This window comes from Parabacteroides faecis, from assembly GCF_014647375.1.
In the GTDB taxonomy this organism is placed as follows: domain Bacteria; phylum Bacteroidota; class Bacteroidia; order Bacteroidales; family Tannerellaceae; genus Parabacteroides; species Parabacteroides faecis.
This window is the reverse complement of the sequence record NZ_BMPB01000007.1, coordinates 79781-98882: the sequence shown is the minus strand read 5'-3', so window position 1 is coordinate 98882 and position 19102 is coordinate 79781. Positions and strand designations below refer to the sequence as shown.

General features: G+C 41.4%; 14 protein-coding genes. 11 read left to right on the top strand and 3 right to left on the bottom strand.

The features are described 5' to 3' along the window. Nucleotides 1-69: 69 nt before the first annotated feature. A complete protein-coding gene (locus IEY67_RS11240; protein ID WP_183671480.1) occupies nucleotides 70-3171 on the top strand; it encodes a GH92 family glycosyl hydrolase in 3102 nt (1033 codons plus the stop codon). Between the two features lie 75 nt (nucleotides 3172-3246). Here the strand turns inward: IEY67_RS11240 and IEY67_RS11235 are convergent, their stop codons facing one another. Continuing rightward, nucleotides 3247-3753, bottom strand: a complete 507-nt coding sequence (locus tag IEY67_RS11235; protein ID WP_122351471.1) for a ferritin-like domain-containing protein — start codon at nucleotides 3751-3753, stop codon at nucleotides 3247-3249. A gap of 79 nt (nucleotides 3754-3832) precedes the next feature. Continuing rightward, nucleotides 3833-4960, bottom strand: a complete 1128-nt coding sequence (locus IEY67_RS11230; protein ID WP_229801035.1) for an alpha/beta hydrolase — start codon at nucleotides 4958-4960, stop codon at nucleotides 3833-3835. A gap of 200 nt (nucleotides 4961-5160) precedes the next feature. Between IEY67_RS11230 and IEY67_RS11225 the strand changes: the two genes are divergently transcribed. The 7 genes from IEY67_RS11225 (at nucleotide 5161) to IEY67_RS11195 (ending at nucleotide 16165) form a co-directional block, all read left to right on the top strand. Next, the gene (locus IEY67_RS11225; RefSeq protein ID WP_122360261.1) at nucleotides 5161-5502 is read left to right on the top strand and encodes a hypothetical protein; all 342 of its coding nucleotides are present in this window, start codon (nucleotides 5161-5163) and stop codon (nucleotides 5500-5502) included. Between the two features lie 25 nt (nucleotides 5503-5527). Next, nucleotides 5528-7720 carry a glycoside hydrolase family 20 protein gene (locus IEY67_RS11220; protein ID WP_183671481.1) on the top strand — a complete coding sequence of 731 codons (2193 nt, stop codon included), beginning with the start codon at nucleotides 5528-5530 and terminating at the stop codon, nucleotides 7718-7720. A gap of 198 nt (nucleotides 7721-7918) precedes the next feature. Beyond that, nucleotides 7919-9640: a phosphoethanolamine transferase family protein gene (locus IEY67_RS11215; RefSeq protein WP_183671482.1), complete on the top strand. Its 1722-nt coding sequence runs from the start codon at nucleotides 7919-7921 to the stop codon at nucleotides 9638-9640. A 30-nt stretch (nucleotides 9641-9670) separates the two neighbouring features. Beyond that, on the top strand, nucleotides 9671-12154 hold the full coding sequence (locus tag IEY67_RS11210; protein ID WP_183671483.1) for an ATP-binding response regulator: 2484 nt from the start codon (nucleotides 9671-9673) through the stop codon (nucleotides 12152-12154). Between the two features lie 367 nt (nucleotides 12155-12521). After that, a complete protein-coding gene (locus tag IEY67_RS11205; protein ID WP_183671484.1) occupies nucleotides 12522-13697 on the top strand; it encodes a DUF418 domain-containing protein in 1176 nt (391 codons plus the stop codon). A gap of 49 nt (nucleotides 13698-13746) precedes the next feature. Next, nucleotides 13747-15066, top strand: a complete 1320-nt coding sequence (locus IEY67_RS11200) for a sigma-54-dependent transcriptional regulator (protein ID WP_183671485.1) — start codon at nucleotides 13747-13749, stop codon at nucleotides 15064-15066. 34 nt (nucleotides 15067-15100) lie between these two features. Next, the gene (locus tag IEY67_RS11195) at nucleotides 15101-16165 is read left to right on the top strand and encodes a PDDEXK nuclease domain-containing protein (RefSeq protein ID WP_183671486.1); all 1065 of its coding nucleotides are present in this window, start codon (nucleotides 15101-15103) and stop codon (nucleotides 16163-16165) included. Nucleotides 16166-16192: 27 nt separating this feature from the next. Here IEY67_RS11195 and IEY67_RS11190 read toward each other — a convergent pair whose 3' ends face one another. Beyond that, entirely contained in the window at nucleotides 16193-16657 is a 465-nt protein-coding gene (locus IEY67_RS11190) for a TspO/MBR family protein (protein ID WP_122351464.1), read from the bottom strand. Nucleotides 16658-16896: 239 nt separating this feature from the next. On the opposite strand from IEY67_RS11190, the gene IEY67_RS11185 reads away from it, so the two are divergent. From IEY67_RS11185 to IEY67_RS11175, 3 genes are read left to right on the top strand one after another with little or no spacing between them, the layout of a single operon-like run. After that, nucleotides 16897-17340 carry a hypothetical protein gene (locus tag IEY67_RS11185; RefSeq protein ID WP_189086823.1) on the top strand — a complete coding sequence of 148 codons (444 nt, stop codon included), beginning with the start codon at nucleotides 16897-16899 and terminating at the stop codon, nucleotides 17338-17340. After that, a complete protein-coding gene (locus IEY67_RS11180) occupies nucleotides 17288-18592 on the top strand; it encodes a DUF3440 domain-containing protein (RefSeq protein WP_183671487.1) in 1305 nt (434 codons plus the stop codon). The genes IEY67_RS11185 and IEY67_RS11180 overlap by 53 nt, the downstream gene beginning before the upstream one ends. Continuing rightward, nucleotides 18576-19085, top strand: a complete 510-nt coding sequence (locus tag IEY67_RS11175) for an IbrB-like domain-containing protein (protein ID WP_122360253.1) — start codon at nucleotides 18576-18578, stop codon at nucleotides 19083-19085. Before IEY67_RS11180 ends, IEY67_RS11175 begins: the two co-directional genes overlap by 17 nt. Nucleotides 19086-19102: the final 17 nt, after the last annotated feature.

Genomic DNA, 19102 nt, shown 5'->3' with positions numbered 1-19102 from the left:
AATGTAGCTTTGTCTTGCCAAACATATTTTGGAATTGAACAGAGATCTTTTTAATATAACTAATTGTTTATGAAATACTATTATTCTATTTTTATATTGTTCACTCTGTTGATAGCATGTAGCTCAGGTAAAGTAACGAACATTGAGAATAGTGAATTTCTAAGTTATGTTGACCCTTTTATTGGGACAGATGGACACGGACATACATTTCCTGGTGCAGCTGTTCCTTTTGGAATGGTTCAATTAAGTCCTGATACGCATTTAGAAGGATGGGACTGGTGTTCTGGTTATCATTATACAGATAGCTCTATAATCGGTTTTAGCCATACGCATTTATCCGGTACAGGACGTAGTGATTTGATGGATGTTTTACTGATGCCGACTGTTGGAGCGGTTAATGTGGTACCCGGAACACGCGAAAATCCAGATACCGGATACCGTTCCCGTTTCTCTCATCAAGAGGAGTCTGCGTCGCCTGGATATTATAAAGTGAAACTACTGGATTATGATATTATGGTGGAACTCACTGTCTCTCCTCGTTGTGGTTTCCATAAATATACTTATCCGGCAACGGATGATGCGCATATTTTATTGGATCTGTTTCATCATTATTCGACAGATAGTGTAAAAGAGACTTCTTTGCAGATCGTGGATGATCAGACATTGGCAGGGAAGCGTTTGTCGAAAGGTTGGGGTGAACCAGGTGAGAAATACTGGAGTAACCAGCAGTTGTTTTTTGTTGCTCGTTTTTCAAAACCTTTTAAATCTTGTAATCTGGTTATAGACGATCAGGTCGTCTCTGGTGGTTTGAAGCAGGCGGTAGGGAAAAATCTAAAAGCGTTGATTAATTATGATACGGAAAAAGGAGAAGTCATCTTTGTTAAGGTTGGTCTTTCTGCGGTAAGTATCGAGAATGCATTACGGAATCTGGATACGGAAATCCCCGGTTGGGATTTTGATGGTGTTCATAAACGGGCTTGTGATAGCTGGGAAAAAGAATTATCAAAAATCGCAGTGAAAGCTGATAGGGCAGAGATGAAAAAATTTTATACAGCTTTGTATCATTCCTTATTGGCCCCCTATCTGTTTTCTGATGTCAATAATGATTATTGGGGTTTCGATAAAAAGGTTCATAAAACAGATGGTTCTAATAATTATACAGTAATGTCTTTATGGGATACTTTCCGGTCTGCTAATCCTTTGTTTACTCTTATAGCTCCGAATACGGTTAATGATATCATAAATTCTATGCTTCGTCAGTATGATGAGTACGGTTTATTGCCGGTTTGGCCTTTATGGGCAAGTGAAACCAATTGTATGATTGGCTATCATGCTATTCCTGTTATTGTTGATGCTTATTTTAAGGGTATTCGTGGGTATGACGTGGAAAAAGCATATCAAGCAATGGTCACGTCGGCTATGCAAAATGATTTTGGTGTGAAATATCTGAAAGAGTATGGCTATATCCCTTATGATAAATATAATAAATCAGTAGCAACTGCTTTAGAATATTGTTATGATGACTGGTGCATTGCACAATTAGCTAAAGAACTGGGGAAAACGGATGATTTTGCTTATTTTATGAAAAGAGCGGCATCTTATTCCGTCTATTTTGATAAAGAATATAAATTGATGAATGGTGTTTCTTCTATAGGGAAACCACGCCGTCCTTTTGATCCTTTCTATTCTTCGTATGGCGAATGTGATTGGGTGGAAGGAAACTCTTGGCAATATTCTTTTTTTGTTCCCCATGATGTTCAGGGATTGATAAATTTATTTGGTTCGGATAATGAATTTATTAATGCTTTGGATTCCTTATTTAGTTTGCACTCAAATGTCTCAGGAGAAGATGTCCCTTTAGATATTTCTGGTTTTATAGGACAGTATGTTCATGGTAACGAACCAAGCCATCAGGTTGCTTATTTATATAATTATGCAGGAGTGCCTTGGAAAAGTCAGGAAAAGCTACATGAGATTATGACTACACTTTATACAACCTTGCCTGATGGACTTTGTGGTAATGAGGATTGTGGGCAGATGTCTGCCTGGTATGTTTTTAGTGCTTTAGGTTTTTATCCTGTTAATCCGGCGGAAGGATTATATGTTTTTGGTAAACCAATGATCGATCAGGCCACTTTGAATGTCGGCAACAAGCCTTTTGAAGTGCAAGTCAAGAATTTAACTTCGGAAAATATTTATATTCAATCAGCCTCGTTAAATGGGATGGATTATAATAAGTTGTATCTCCGTCATCAGGATATCATGGCGGGAGGAACGTTGGTGTTTGTAATGGGGCCTCGTCCTTCTTCTACATTTGGTATTTCGATGGGTAGTGTTCCACCTTCCATGACCAAATACAATAATGAAGGAGTACATACATTATCTGTAGGGAACAATACGTTTTCTGTTTCATCCAGCGAAGGTGGACGTATACTTTCTTATACTTATAATGGAAGAGAAATACTGAGTCCTGCTTCAGTGCATCAGTTGAATTATGGTTCGACTCTTTGGCCGTCTCCCCAGCGTGATTGGGGATGGCCTCCATATCCAGTATTAGATACAGAGTCTTATGTCGTTAGGATGGATCAGGATACTTTAGTATTGGATAGTAAACCTGATACTGTCAGTGGTTTTCGTTTTCAGAAAAAATTCAGTATTGATATGAGAGATTCTTCTGTAAGGATTGCATATTCTATTTTTAATATTTCGCGAGAAGAGAAAAAAGTGGCGGCATGGGATGTTTGTCGTACAAAAGGCGGAGTTAGTTTTTTCCCTATTGATAAAAATACGGATTTACCAGCATCTTCTTTGAAAGGGGTATTTGTTAATGATGACATACTTTGGTATCATTTTAACAAAGACTCTGTTCCGGAACCTCAAAAGTTATTTTCTACAGCTAAAGAAGGATGGCTGGCCCATTTGATAGATAACTTGTTATTTATCAAAAAATATCCAGATATATCAATTACGGAACTTTCTCCGGGTCAAGGTGAGATTGAGATTTTTGCTCAGAAGGAAGGGACTTATATAGAATTGGAAAATCATGGACCATATACCGTGTTACAACTTGGGGAACAATTGACGTACAATGAAAAATGGTTTTTAAGACAAGTCGATACTACATTAGCTCCGTTGAGGCTAGTTGAGACCGTTAGAATGATAATAAATTGATGTTCAATATTTTTGAAAAGATTGTTGTTATAAAAGACCACTGTATATAGTGGTCTTTTATAACAACTTTTTATATTATTCTGCCGGAGTGCCACCCGAAGAAATAATTTTACTACGTTCGATAGATTGTAATGCCAGATAGTTTGCACCGAAGTTTTCCATGTTTTCGATTTCTGTTTCGAACTGGTCGAGATGACCTTCTTCTTCGATAACCAAACCTTCAAATACCTTCTTGGTAGCAGAATCTGCATGTTGGGCACATTCGTTAGCCCATGCATTGTAATCGTCTACACTTCCGGTTTCCATTTCTGCCGCTTTTTCGAGCATTGCTTTTACATCGTGGATTTTTTCTACCGGGCCGGAGCATTTCATTTCTACTTCACCTTTCAGAAACAGGATACGTTCGGCAAGGCGTTCTACGTGCATCATTTCAGTAATGGCAGTACGTTTGAAAAGGCTTGATAACAAGTCATATCCCATATCATCCAGACGGAAGTGGAAATACATGTACTGGTTGACTGCTGTCATTTCATCAGCTACTGCTCTGTTCAGCAGTTCAATACTTTTCTCTCTTTTAATCATAATGCGTTAATTTTAGTCGGAATATCAGATTTTAATTCGTTTATAGGCCCTAAAGTTAATAGATTTTTTCATCCGTGGTTCAGTTGGATAGATTCTTATTGAAAAATATTTCCAACTTATCAAAAGGTATTACGTCCATCCGATCGTATAAATCTACGTGGTTCGCTCCCGGGATAATCATCAGCTCCTTATTATCTCCTTTTAGTTTTTTGAAAGCATCTTCACTGAAATAGCGGGAGTGAGCTTTCTCTCCGTGCATTACGAGTACGGCACTACGGATCTCGTCGCTATAAGAGAGCAGCGGCATGTTGATGAACGGCAAGGACGAGGTCTTGTTCCAACCATTATTCGAGTTGAGTGAACGGGGATGGTAACCGCGTTCGGTCTTGTAATAGTCATAATAGTCTTTCACGAATTGCGGAGCATCGGAAGGCAGCGGATCGACTACACCACCGGCAAGCGCATACGTACCGTTCTTCGCATCCTCCGTCCGCTGGGCGTTGAGTTGTTTCCGGAGTTCGTAACGGGCATTGGCATCCATCGAGTCGAAATAGCCGTTGGCATTGACGCGGCTCATGTCGTACATCGTCGAAGTTACCGTTGCCTTGATGCGGGTGTCGATAGCTGCTGCGTTGAGTGCCATGCCACCCCAACCACAAATACCGAGGATACCGATACGTTCGGGATCGACGTCATCGCGCGTCGAGAGGTAATCGACTGCTGCACTGAAATCCTCTGTATTGATGTCAGGTGATGCTACATATCGGGGTTCACCGCTACTCTCGCCCGTATACGAAGGATCGAATGCAATAGTCAGGAATCCGCGCTCGGCAAGTGTCTGGGCATAGAGGCCCGACGACTGTTCCTTTACGGCACCGAACGGACCGGAGACAGCGATGGCAGCCAGTTTGCCGGTGACATTCTTAGGTATATACAAATCTGCTACGAGCGTAATACCGTAGCGGTTACGGAAGGTCACTTTACTGTGATCAACCTTGTCGCTTTGTGGGAACACTTTGTCCCACACCTGCGTTAAATTCTGATTTTCGTTCATTGTTATATCAGTTTTTAAATGAGTACTTGTCGCTTCGGATATGTCTGTCGTTGTAACAACATTTTTAGTGGAGCTTGCAACGAATAAGCTTCCCATGATGCAAAAGCATGCGACCATTATAATACGTAGTTTCCGGAATGAATTTCTTGCCATACTTTTAATGTTTAATTAGGTAATGTCATTCTCTATTAATTTCACATTACAAAATTACCGGATTACAACAAGCGGCTTTGTACCAGAATCAAGGATATATTTACCTAATTTACGGATTCTCAAAAATGTGTCGGTGTGTTTTCGTGAGTCAGGGATATTTTGTGTAGATTTGTCCTACAGAATTTAATTGAAAGAGAATTATGACTAAGATACAAGAATTTCTGGCTGCTCTGCCGGAAGATAAAAAAGCGTTGTTTATCCCAGTGTTTGGTAATGTAGATAAATTTTACACAGTCGTATATCTGATTGCCCGTAATGAACATGTTACAGATATGGAAAAACCGGATCGATATGAAGATCGTTTGCAGGTGATCCGGCAGATAAGAAGTAAGGTGGAAGATTTGGTTTCTTCCTATGGTCTGGAAGGGAAAGAGATCGTTGCCGATATCGCCAGTGATTATTTTGAAGATTATGTGAATTACAAAGAGCCGGAACTGGATATAACGAATGAAGAATTTATAGGAATCATACAAAAGCTGTAAAAACAGCTACTAAACACTTATGAACATGAGAACACTAAACCTATGTACTGCATTCCTTTTATCTGTAGCCACCTGCCTGCAAGCCCAGGTGACTGTAGTGAAAGAGGGTAAACCTGCATCCCGTATTCTGATAGAAAAGGATAATTCCGTAGATAATCAGGCGGCACTTCTTCTGCAGGATTTTGTGCAACGGATAAGCGGAGCTTCTTTGCCTGTACTGACGGATAAATCCCCCCGTAAAGGAGATATCGTGATTGGAGGAAAAGATACCTCCGGTCTGACTGAAGACGGATTTCGCCTGAAAACAGATAATGGAATTGTTTATATCAGCAGTGGCGGCGATAAAGGGAATATCTATGGAGCCGTAACTTTGCTGGAAGATTATCTCGGAGTAGCCTATTATAGTGCAGATGCTTATAGGTTGGAGAAATGTTCTACTGTGGTTATTCCGGAGCTGGACCGTGCGGAGAATCCAGCCTTCCGTTACCGCCAAAGCCAGTGCTATGCCTTGCGGGAAGACCCTGTCTATAAATTATGGTTCCGTTTTGAAGAACCATCCGAAGTCTTTGCCGGAGGAATGTGGGTGCATACGTTCGATCGTATTCTTCCTTCGGACGTATATGGAGAATCGCATCCCGAATATTATTCGTTCATCAATGGCGAACGCCGCCCCGGGAAAGCCAGCCAGTGGTGTCTGACCAACCCGGAAGTATTCGAGATGGCTGCGCAGAAGATCGATTCGATCTTTAAGGCCAATCCCGGAAAGAATATGATCTCCGTCAGCCAGAACGATGGTAATTTTACCAATTGCAGTTGTCCGTCATGTAAGGCACTCGATGAACAGGAGGGAGGTCCGTCCGGTAGTCTGATCCATTTCCTGAATAAACTGGCGGCCCGTTTTCCGGATAAGGAATTTTCGACGTTGGCTTATTTATATACCATGCATCCGCCCAAACATGTCAAGCCGCTGCCGAATGTCAACATCATGCTTTGTGATATTGACTGTGATCGCGAAGTGCCGTTAACAGACAATGCTTCCGGGCAGGATTTTATGAAAGCGATGGAAGGCTGGTCTGCTATCAGTAATAATATATTTGTATGGGATTACGGAATCAATTTTGATAATTACGTTTCCCCTTTCCCGAATTTCCCGATTCTGCAAAAGAATATTCAGTTATTTAAAGATCACCATGCTACCATGCATTTTTCGCAGATCGGAGGATCGAAGGGCGGAGATTTCCCGGAGATGCGCGCTTATATGGTCAGTAAGCTGATGTGGAACCCTTATCAGAATGCCGATTCACTGATGCGGGCATTTATGGATGGTTATTATGGGGCAGCATCTCCCTATATCTATCAATATGAGAAACTATTGGAAGGCGGTTTGCTCGCCAGTAAACAACGTCTCTGGATCTATGATTCTCCGGTTACGCATAAGGATGGTATGCTGAATACGAATTGCCGTAAGCGTTATAACGAATTGTTCGACCAGGCAGAGCAAGCGGTTGCTGATGATCCCGTTCTGTTGAAACGGGTACGGTTATCGCGTTTGCCGTTGCAATATGCCGGACTGGAAATAGCACGTGCTGAAGGAAATCACGACCTGGAAGAGGTAAAAGCCAATCTGGCTCTGTTTGAAGAACGTACGTGCGAGTTCAATATTCCGACCCTGAATGAACGAAACAATCCGCCGGCTGAATATTGTAAACTATATACTGAGCGTTATCTGCCCGGCAAGGCAAAGAACCTGGCAAAGGGTGCGAAGATTATCTGGTTGCAGGAACCGTCCGGTAAATATAAAACTTTAGGTGAGGCAGCCCTGACCGATGAACTGTTCGGTGGAACCACTTTCGTGGAAAGCTGGATAGGATGGGAGGGAATCGATGGTTCCTTTATTCTCGATCTGGGAAAAGACATGCCTGTCCGTTCGGTTGAAAGTGACTTCCTTCACCAGCTGGGGGCATGGATATTACTTCCCCGAAAAGTAACTTATTCTATCTCTTCAGATAATAAGACCTGGCAGCCGTTCGGCGAAAAGAGCCTGGAGGAAGACCGTTCCGTACAGGTGAAATTTGTAGGAGTCAAGTGCGATGTTCCTTCTCCTGTAACGGCCCGCTATATAAAAGTGGAGATTGAAGGTGTTAAAACCTGTCCGTCCTGGCATTATGGAGTAGGTTATCCGGCCTGGTTCTTCCTGGATGAGGTTACTGTTCAGTAATGTTTATTTGTCATAAATAGCAGAATGCAAGTTCTTAATCAAAAGGACTTGCATTTTTAATAATCATGAAATAACTTTTTTTGTATGTGCTGAGTATGAGTATATGCTGAATAACACCTACTTTTGCAGTTCGCCCGTAAATGAATGCGGGAGAAGAGAAAAGAATAGTTGTTTTTTTAGGAATATTACGGTATATCGATGAGTTATTTTATAAAGTTGAGGGATTGGTTCACATCCCAGGAACATTTACTGTTCCTGTTTGCGTTGCTGTTTATTGTTCCTAATTGTGTCTTGTTCTTTACGGAACCGTTGCCTGTCACAGTTGGGATTGCTTCTTTGATATTACCTTATGCTTTTTGGGTCGGCCTCCTTTTACTGGCACGTAAGCCGGGAATCATAGTCTGGTGTCTGTTGCCGAAAGTCATACTGGACGGAGGGCAATTGGTGCTGCTTCACCTTTTCGGCGAATCGGTCATTGCTGTGGATATGTTCCTGAATCTGACCAGCTCGACAGCCTCCGAAGCCAGTGAATTGCTTGGAAATATCTTTCTGGTGATTATAGGTGTCTTTTTCTTTTATACGTTGCCGACTTTATTGCTGGCTACCTGGTCTGTCCGGATGAAAGCGAAATTGACAGGGCCTTTCCGTAAGAAATGGGCCATACGGAGTTTTGGTGTTTTCATTTTGGGGATTATTCTTTGTTTGTTGGCTCCGATCCAGGGACATCAGGTCTCTCTGAAAGATGATTTTTATCCGGGAAATGCCCTTTATAATCTTTACTTCGCGATCAATAAAGCGGAGAAAAACAGCAACTATCATATCACATCCGCTGATTTCAGATTCAATGCAATGAAGCCGGAACAGGCCAGCGGGAAGCGTGAAATTTATGTGCTGGTAGTCGGAGAGACTTCACGTGCTATGGAATGGAGCTTGTATGGCTATGAGCGTGAAACGACTCCCCGGATGGAAAAACTGGATGGACTGGTTCATTTTACCGATGTGGTGACACAATCCAATAATACGCATAAGAGTGTCCCCATCATTCTGTCGGCAGCCAGTGCGGAAAATTACGGAGTGATATATGATGAAAAAAGTATCGTTACCGCTTTTAGGGAAGCCGGTTTTCATACGGTGGTGATAGCCAATCAAAATCTGAGTACTTCGATGATCGGTTCGTTTTACCGAGAGGCGGATGCTTTCATCGATATGAGTACATTCAAACCGAAATCAGCTTATCTTACTTCGCTACATGACGGAGAATTGCTCCCTTATCTGCAAAAAGAACTGGATAAGACAGAAGGAAACCTGTTTTTTGTGATTCATACTTACGGATCGCATTTTAATTATCACGAACGTTATCCGAAAGATTTTTCTCTGTTTAAGCCGGATAAAGCGGAAGGAATTCGTGCCTCCTATAAAAAGGAATTGCGCAATGCTTATGATAATTCAATCCTTTATACAGATTACGTACTGAGCGAAATTGCCGGTATGCTGGCAAAAACGAATGCCTGTGCTTCCATGCTTTATCTGAGCGACCATGGTGAAGATATTTTCGATGATGCCCGTGCGCGTTATCTGCATGCATCTCCGATCCCTACTTATTATCAGTTGCATATACCCTATGTGATCTGGTTCTCGGATACATACCGCGAAGCTTATCCGGAAAAATATCAGATGGCAGAAGCACATCAGGCTCTGCCGGTCAGCACGAACAGCGTGTTCCATACAGTGCTGGATCTTGCCGGAATACATACGGATGTTTCCGATTCTACATTGGCGGTGTCCAATCCGTCTTTTACGGTCCGTGATCGTATGTACCTTGGAGATCATGATGATCCCGTACCTTTCTGGAAAGTCGGACTGAAGAAAACCGACTTCGATATGTTGGACAAATGGGGAATTGTTTACGACAAGGATTGATTTTTTGAGATAAACTTCTACCTTTGTTTTATGGCAGAACAAAGTGGACATATTACCCTTAAGGTTATTCTGGGATATTTGTTGTTGATTGCAATAGCGATCTGCTCTGTCGTATATATCTATCGGATCATCGAACAGGTGGCCGGTGAAGAAGAACCGGACGGAAAAGCCCGCCAGAAAGTTTACCTTGTAACAAATACGTTATCACTGCTTTATGAAAGTGAGGCATTGGGGCAGTTGGTCGGTATGCCTCAGAATGATGTAAATCACTTTAACCGGACATTGAATAAGGCTCACAGCAATATGGATTCACTGCGTGTCCTGATCACCGACTCAGTTCAATTATTGAAGATCGATACGATCGATATGCTGTTAAGGCAGAAACGGTTGAATACCCGACGTTTGCTGGAAACCTGGAAAGAAACGAATACGGAACATCTTTATACGATCAATATCGAAAAGGTGATAGCCGAACAGGATACATTCATCGAGCAAAAGGAGATAAAAGAACATGTGGTAGTCAAGCAGGATACCATCTTTTCCCAAAAGAAGCCGCGCGGTTTTTTCCGCCGTCTGGCAGATGCTTTCTCTCCCAGCCGTGAAGATACGAGTATTATCGTCAATACAACCCGCCAGATCGTGACGGATACCCTGGTGAACGCTTATAATCCTTCGGATACGATTGCCAGTGTGCTGAAAAGCCTGCAGGATAGTGTTGCGGGACAACGTAAACTGTTGGCGGATCAGTTACTGGAACGCGCTGCCAATCTGAGGTATAATAATAGTATAGTTACCCGTAAGATCAACCAGATATTACGTGATATCGAAGAAGAAGAGGTGAACGCTTCGCTGGAACGTATGCAGAACAAACAGTTGATTTTGCGTGAAACATCTTTGCTGATTGCCGGTATTGCCGTCGTCTCTGTCATTATTGTGATCATCTTTATCTTTATGATCACCCGTGATGTCTCGAAAAGTAAATATTACAGAATGCAATTGGAGAAGGCGAAGCAGTATGCCGAAGACCTGTTGCATAGCCGGGAAAAGATGATGTTGACGATCAGCCATGATATCAGGGCTCCGCTCTCTTCCATCATCGGATATATAGATCTTTTGCTGAAAAGGCATCCGGACGAACGGCAGCAGTATTATCTGGAAAATATGTCCGGTTCTTCCAGTCATATCTTGTCACTGGTCAATGACCTGCTGGATTTTCACCGGCTTGAATCGGGGAAAATGGAGATACAGCGAGTTCCATTCAGCGTGTCGGCCTTGTTCAATGAGATATTTACCAGTTTCCGGCCGATTGCCGAATCGAAGGATCTTACATTTGTCTTGAATCTGAAAGAAGAAGGGACGGATAAGTTATATATCGGAGATCCGATCCGTATCCGCCAGGTGGTGGGTAATTTGTTGTCGAATGCCCTTAAGTTTACACGTGAGGGACGGGTTGTCATGGTGATATCCATCACTGCTTTAACAGATAACAGTGCTCGGCTGAATGTGCTGGTAAGTGATTCCGGTCCGGGAATCCCTCCCGAAGAGCAGGAACGTATATTCGGAGAATTTACCCGTCTTTCTGCCACTGAAAAAGCCGAAGGGTTTGGATTGGGCTTATCTATCACCCGGAAGATGACGGCATTGATGGGAGGAGAACTTTCATTGAAGAGTGTAGTCGGACAGGGTTGCGACTTTACCATCGAGTTGCCGCTTACTGTGGCCGATGTTCAGGTTCTTCCTGCACTGGAGGAAGAAATTGCGGTGGAGCCGTCCGGACCGTCTTTTGCCGGGCGTGAAGTTTATTGCCTGCTGGTCGATGATGATCCGCTACAGTTGGCTCTTACAGAAGAATATCTGCGGCAGAATCATGTGGAAGTAACTTGTTGTACCGATCCGCTCTCGGTAGTTTCTTTATTGCAGAACACCGCTTTCGATGCTGTCATTACGGACATTCAGATGCCGGGAATGGATGGTTATCAGTTGTTGGAAAGCATACGTAAATCCGGCATTCCGGGTAGTGATTCGATCCCGGTTATTGCACTTTCCGCCAGTGTGGAGAATGAGCATGACCATTATCTGGAATCCGGTTTTACCGGTTTTCTGAATAAGCCTTTTACTGCCCGCCAGTTAATTTCTTTATTGAATAAACTGTTGTCGACGGAATTGGTGGTAACTTCCGATTTCAACTTTGATTCGCTGACGGCTTTTGCCGGTGAAGACAGGGATGCTTCCGTATCTATCCTGAAAACATTTATTGAAGAAACAGGTAAGAGTAATGCTCTGCTTGAAGACTCTTTACGTGATAACGATCGGGAACTATCTGCAAAAACATCTCATAAAATGGTTCCCTTGTTCACAATGCTGGGTGTAACATCTCTGGTTGAAAAGCTACGAACTATAGAGAAGAATGCTGCCACATTGCCTGAAGAAGAATGGAAATCGTTGCTTTCAGAGGTAATTGCCGAAGTGAAAAAGATTATTGATCAGGCAGCGAGCCTAGTCGGCAGTTGTTAGTTGATAACAGCCTTTTTGTGGAACAGGTTTGTAGAAAAAATCCCCAATTGTGTATTATGTTCCCCAGTGTCTTCCTTGTTATATTTTTGTTAGCTAAAACATTTTATCTCTCTTTTCTGTTAAGTTATAAGAGTTTATGAAATAGACGAAGACCTTTTACGGATTCTGGCACGGTATTCGCATTCATATTTACAGAATCGTAAGTGGACGTTTCTACATTTAAGCCGTTTAAAACAAAGAAAGATTATTTCTGAGTATTCTATTTAAGTCTGCGAAACAAAAAAGGCATCTGTTGGGGATGCTTTTTTTGTTTGGTTAGGTTTATTTGTTAAATTCGTGCCCAATATTAAAAAAGACCTATTTTACCATGGAGCACGAAATGCCACTCAAGTCACCACGCATTGAAGTTGTTGACGCATTAAGAGGATTCGCCGTTATGGCGATTATGTTTTTACATAATATCGAACATTTTAATTTCTACGAATTTCCGGAAGTCACTTCTGATTTTATGAAAAGCCTGGATAAAGGAGTCTGGGACACACTGTTTTTCCTTTTTGGAGGGAAGGCCTATGCGATCTTCTCTTTATTGTTCGGGTTCAGCTTTTTTATTCAGTATAATAACCAGGCCAGGAAAGGCAAGGATTTCCGTTTGCGTTTTCTGTGGCGGCTCTGTTTATTGTTTGTTATAGGTTGCTTCAACGGGGCTTTCTTTCCGGGAGATATACTTGTCCTTTATGCAATAATCGGTGTCGTACTCATTCTTGTTTGCCGCTGGAGTGATCGTGCTGTATTAATTGTTGCCGTTATCCTGATGCTTCAGCCTGTGGAATGGGGTAAATTCTTTTATGCAATGCTGCATCCTGATTATATGGCTTCGGCCGAGCAATGGCTGGTGCATCACAGAAAAATGTATCCATTCCTCAGCCAGCCTGATTTTTGGGAGATGGTCAAATCGAATTTATGGGATGGCCAACTGTTCAGCATTCTATGGGGCTGGAGCTACGGACGCTTTTTCCAGACTGCATCTTTGTTCATGTTGGGTATGTTGATCGGACGTAAACAGTTGTTTGTGAATCTTGCGGAACACCGTACTTTTTGGCAACGAACCTTTTTGATCGGTCTTATTTGTTTCATCCCTCTGTATTATTTGTCTTTGTCGTTGCCGGATTTATTGACGAACAGGAGCATGCTTACTCCGATGAATACGATTGTATCCTCTTTCCGTAACTTTTCATTCATGTGTGTTCTGGTTTCTGTCTTTGTTTTTCTGTGGCAACAGGCAACTTCCCATAAAATTTTATATGGATTAGTTCCTTATGGAAAGATGAGCTTGACTAATTATCTGAGCCAGTCGATCATAGGTTCGTTTATCTATTTCGGTTATGGTCTGGGATTGTATAAATACCTGGGTGTCACTGCCAGTTTCGGAGTAGGAGTGTTGTTGTTCATCCTTCAGTTAGGCTTCTGTCATTGGTGGTTAAAGAATCATAAACAGGGGCCGTTCGAAGGAGCATGGCGTAAAGCGACTTGGATTTGTTCCTGATTTTCCGTTAAAATATATATCTTTGTCAGAGGTTTTAATCTAATAATGTATGCCGTCGATTCTTATAGTAGAAGATGATATAACTTTTTCTTTGATGCTAAAGACCTGGTTGGGTAAAAAGGGCTTCGAAGTAAAAACATTTAGCTCTGTTTCAGATGCAAAGCGTCAGATAGAAAACGGAGGTTACGATCTTATCCTGTCCGATTTGCGTTTACCGGATGGCGACGGGATCGATCTGTTGAAATGGGTAAAAGAGAAACAGACCTCTTTGCCGCTGATCATGATGACAAGCTATGCAGAAATACAAACGGCTGTTCAGGCAATCAAGCTGGGTGCTTCTGACTATATAGCCAAACCGTTGAATCCGGAAGAATTATTGGGAAAGATACGTGAATTGATAAAAACGGTACCGGCAGAACATCGTCCGGCTGCAAAATCATTGGAGAGTAATACTTATATTGAAGGTCAAAGTCCTGCTGCCCGACAGTTATTCGACCATGTTCGTCTGGTGGCTCCGACGGATATGTCCGTGTTGATAACGGGGGCGAGTGGTACTGGAAAAGAATATATTGCCCGTCGTATTCACGAGCAGAGTAACCGTAGTAAAGCGCCGTTTATCGCTGTAGATTGCGGTGCTATCCCGAAAGATTTGGCTGCATCCGAGTTTTTCGGCCATGTGAAAGGTTCGTTTACCGGGGCGATAGATAATAAAACCGGTGCATTTGTGGCGGCACAAGGCGGTACGATTTTTCTGGATGAAATAGGTAACCTGACTTATGAGGTACAAGTACAGTTGCTTCGTGCCCTGCAGGAGCGTAAAATAAAACCGATTGGAACGAACGATGAAATAGCTATTAATGTACGGTTAATTTCGGCAACGAATGAGAATCTGCGTACTGCAATAGAGAAAGGTGATTTTCGCGAAGACCTTTATCACCGTATCAACGAATTTACGGTTCGTATTCCGGACCTGAAAGAACGTAAAGAGGACTTATTGCTTTTTGCTAATAATTTCCTTGACCAGGCAAATGCGGAATTACAGAAAGATATTATCGGTTTCGATAACGAGACGATCCGACTTTTCCAGTCTTATTCATGGCCGGGAAACCTGCGTCAGATGAAGAATGTCATCAAATATGCAACACTTCTGGCCACAGGACGTTATATTACGCGTCATGAACTTCCTGAAGAACTAACGGATGCCCCTGCAAAAGACACCCGCATCCTCTTGAAAGACGAAGCTCACGAAAGCGAATTGATCAAACGTGCCCTCCAGGAATCCGGCAACAATAAAACCCGTGCCGCCCAACTATTGGGAATCGATCGGAAAACGTTGTATAATAAGTTGAAACTTTATAATTTGGATTGATAGGGTAATATATATTTAATTAAAAAATCTTAGCATGAAAACCGACACTTATTTTATTCAAGAGCTTTCAGGTAATAATTCATTGGTTGAACGCATAGAAGCATTGATAACGGAAGCTCGTAAGCGGGTGGTTTCTGCTGTTAATACGACTATGGTCTATACCTATTTTGAGATAGGAAGAGTGATCGTAGAAGAAGAGCAGAACGGAGAGGAAAGAGCTGAATATGGTAAAAAACTATTAGAAAATCTATCTATTCATCTGACAGCCAGATTTGGAAAAGGATTTTCTCCACAGAACCTTGCAAATATGAGACAACTTTACAAGATGTACTCTTCTCGAATTTTCCAGACACTGTCTAGAAAATCTGAAAATAATCAGATTGTAACTCATGAGTTTAATTTTTCACTTAGTTGGTCTCATTATCTAAAACTAATGCGTATAACTAATCCGGAAGAACGTAATTTCTATGAAATAGAAGCAATAAATAATAATTGGAGCCTGCGTGAACTAGAGCGGCAATATGATTCTTCTCTTTATGAACGTTTGGTTTTGAGTCGTGATAAAGAGGCCGTGCAATCCTTGTCTGAGAAAGGACAACTTATAGAGAATCCGCAAGATGTTATAAAAGATCCGTATGTTTTAGAGTTTATTGGATTACCGGAACTTCCCCAATATAATGAAAGTGAATTGGAACAACGACTTATTGATAATTTGCAAATATTTTTGTTGGAATTGGGAAAAGGTTTTACTTTTGTTGGAAGGCAAGTTCGTTTCACTTTTGATGAACAACATTTCCGGGTGGATCTTGTCTTTTATAATCGTTTACTTCGCGCTTTTGTTTTAATTGACCTAAAACGAGGAATGCTGAAACATCAGGATTTGGGACAAATGCAGATGTATGTCAATTATTATGATCGTTTTGTCAAATTAGAAGATGAAAGTCCTACTATTGGCATTCTTTTGTGTGCTGATAAAAGTGATGCGATGGTCGAAATTACTCTTCCAAAAGAAAATAATCAAATTTTTGCAAGTAAATATCAGACTATATTGCCAAGTAAAGAGACTTTGAAGAAGTTGATCGAAGAACAATATAAATAAGGGTCCTTTTATCTGGGTTCTTGCTAATCAATTATACATCAAAATATACCCATTCAAATAAGTTGCAAACAGTAGCCATATTAGATAGGGAATGAAGAGTAGTGAACTAACTTTGTTGACAGGATAACTTTTTAAGGTGTAATTAATCACGAAGATATCGAGCAATATGATATTCAGGAAGCCGATAAGCGGATTCTGAAAATAGAAGAAACCGATGCTCCATGTGAAATTGAAGAAAAGTTGGAAGATAAAAGCTTTAATGAAAAACCTTGTTCGTTCACTCCCTGAATTGATCATTGATCCGATAGATAATCCCATACATAGATAAATAATACTCCAGGCAATAGGAAAGGTGATGTTTGGAGGAGTTAATACCGGTTTTATAAGAGTCGGATACCAGTTCTTTATTGCGTCAGCTTGAAAATAACTGGCGGAAAGTCCTACCAGGAAACAAATCAGGATAGGGATAATAATATTCAATGCTTTTCTCATGATCTTTCGTTTTTCTAATTGAATAACAAAAGGTAGGATGATCTTGTTGTCCCGAATGACAAACTTTTTGTGACGTATCTTGTTGGGATGATAATATGTTTTATTTTCTGCTACTTTTGAAAATTAAAGGGTGAAGCTCGCTATTTAAAGTTAAAACATTTGCAAATAATGAACCTGGAACAGTATTTTGTTTAATTTTGTATTTCAAAAGATTTTTGTTGTCCTAGTCTCTTTGGAATATGAGTATAGAAGTATTATCCGGAATTGCCCCGAGGCTATACGAACTGGTCGCTCCACTGGTGATGAACTGTAGTGTGCTGCGGCAAAATAATAATTACCCATTCAAAACTTCTAAACACTATTTATGGTTCGTCGCCATTGAAGGAGACATGGTTACAGGCTTTATACCTGTTGAGATCAAAAGTACCTGCGTAGTTATCAATAACTATTATGTGAGAGGAGAGGACAATAAAACGATGTCATCCCTGATCGATGCTGTTCTGGAGCATTTCAAAAGCACTTCAATCATACGGGCCGTCGTTCATACCCGGCATGAAGATATTTTTGCTTCAAATCATTTTTTTGTAACTCAAAAGTGGAAACTATATATTAAAATGGAATATAGATGCGATGATGAGAGAAAAGATAAATGTTTACGAAGCAGTACAAGCGCGGTTGGATAAGATATTTTCCGACTTCGATAATATATATGTGTCCTTTTCCGGTGGTAAAGACAGCGGTGTGCTGTTGAATTTGTGTATCGACTATATACGTGAACACCGGTTGAAGCGAAAACTGGGTGTATTTCATATGGATTATGAGGTGCAGTACCAGGAAACGACATCTTATGTAGACCGGACACTGGCTTCTAATGCGGATATTTTGGAAATATATAGAGTTTGTGTTCCCTTCAAAGTACCGACCTGTACCTCGATGTTCCAGAACTATTGGCGTCCCTGGGATAAGCTACAGCAAAATATCTGGGTAAACAAAATGCCTGAAAACTCTTTGAAAGCTGAAGATTTTCCATTCTATAATGAAGATATGTGGGATTATCAGTTTCAGTTGTTGTTTGCAGGATGGCTGCATGAGAAAAAGCAGGCTGGAAGAACTTGCTGTTTGATCGGGATACGTACTCAGGAGAGCTTCAACAGATGGAGGGCTATCCATATAAAAAGTAAGGTACAGACCTATCGGCGTTTGAAATGGGTTCATCAGGTAATGCCTCGTGTCTATAACGCTTATCCTATCTTTGATTGGAAAACGAAAGATATATGGATTGCCAACGGTAAGTTTCAATGGGATTATAATCATTTGTACGACCTGTATTATCAAGCCGGAGTGCCTCTTGAAAAACAGCGGGTAGCAAGTCCTTTTATTTCCCAGGCGCTGGCTAGCCTGAAACTATACCGGGCGATAGATCCCGATATGTGGGGAAAGATGATCGGACGGGTCAACGGTGTCGGTTTTGCCGGATTATATGGCGGCACTTCCGCTTTGGGATGGCAATCGGTCAAGTTGCCTAAAGGAATGACCTGGAAGTCTTATATGGAATTCCTGTTAAAAACATTGCCAGATAAGACGCGTAACGGTTATTTACAGAAGTTGTCTGTCAGCATAAAATTCTGGCGGGATAAAGGAGGATGCCTTGCAGAGGAAACGATCGAGAAACTGCAACAGATCGGGATCCCTATCCGGGTGGAAGACAGCACGAATTATAAGACAAAAAAGAAACCGGTCCGTATGGAATATCTGGATGATATCGATATTCCGGAATTTAAGGAACTGCCGACCTATAAACGGGTTTGTATCTGTATTCTGAAAAACGATTACTATTGTAAATATATGGGATTCTCATTGAATATTCATGAGAGAAAGCAAAAGGAAAATATTTTACAACTTTATAACTCTGAATTATATGGAGGAATATACTAGCCCTGTCTACAAAGTAAGACCTGTTCCGGTTGAAAAAGTAATGGCTAACAGCTATAACCCCAATGTGGTTGCTCCCCCGGAAATGCAATTACTGGAAGTCTCCATCTGGGAAGATGGCTTCACCTCACCTTGCGTATGCTATTACGTACCGGAGAAAGATATGTATGAATTGGTTGACGGTTATCACCGTTATATGGTCATGAAAACGTCGAAACGTATATATGAACGTGAACACGGAATGCTTCCCGTTACTGTCATAGAAAAAGATCTGTCCAATAGAATGGCATCGACGATTCGCCATAACAGGGCACGCGGCACCCATAATATCGAGTTGATGAGTCATATAGTCTCCGAACTTTCCAAATGTGGTATGTCCGATGCCTGGATACAACGTAATATAGGAATGGATAAAGATGAAATATTGCGTTTGAAGCAGATATCGGGATTGGCCGAATTATTTTCTAATAAGGAGTTCAGTTTGTCGGAAGAATAATGTTTTCATCTTTGTAT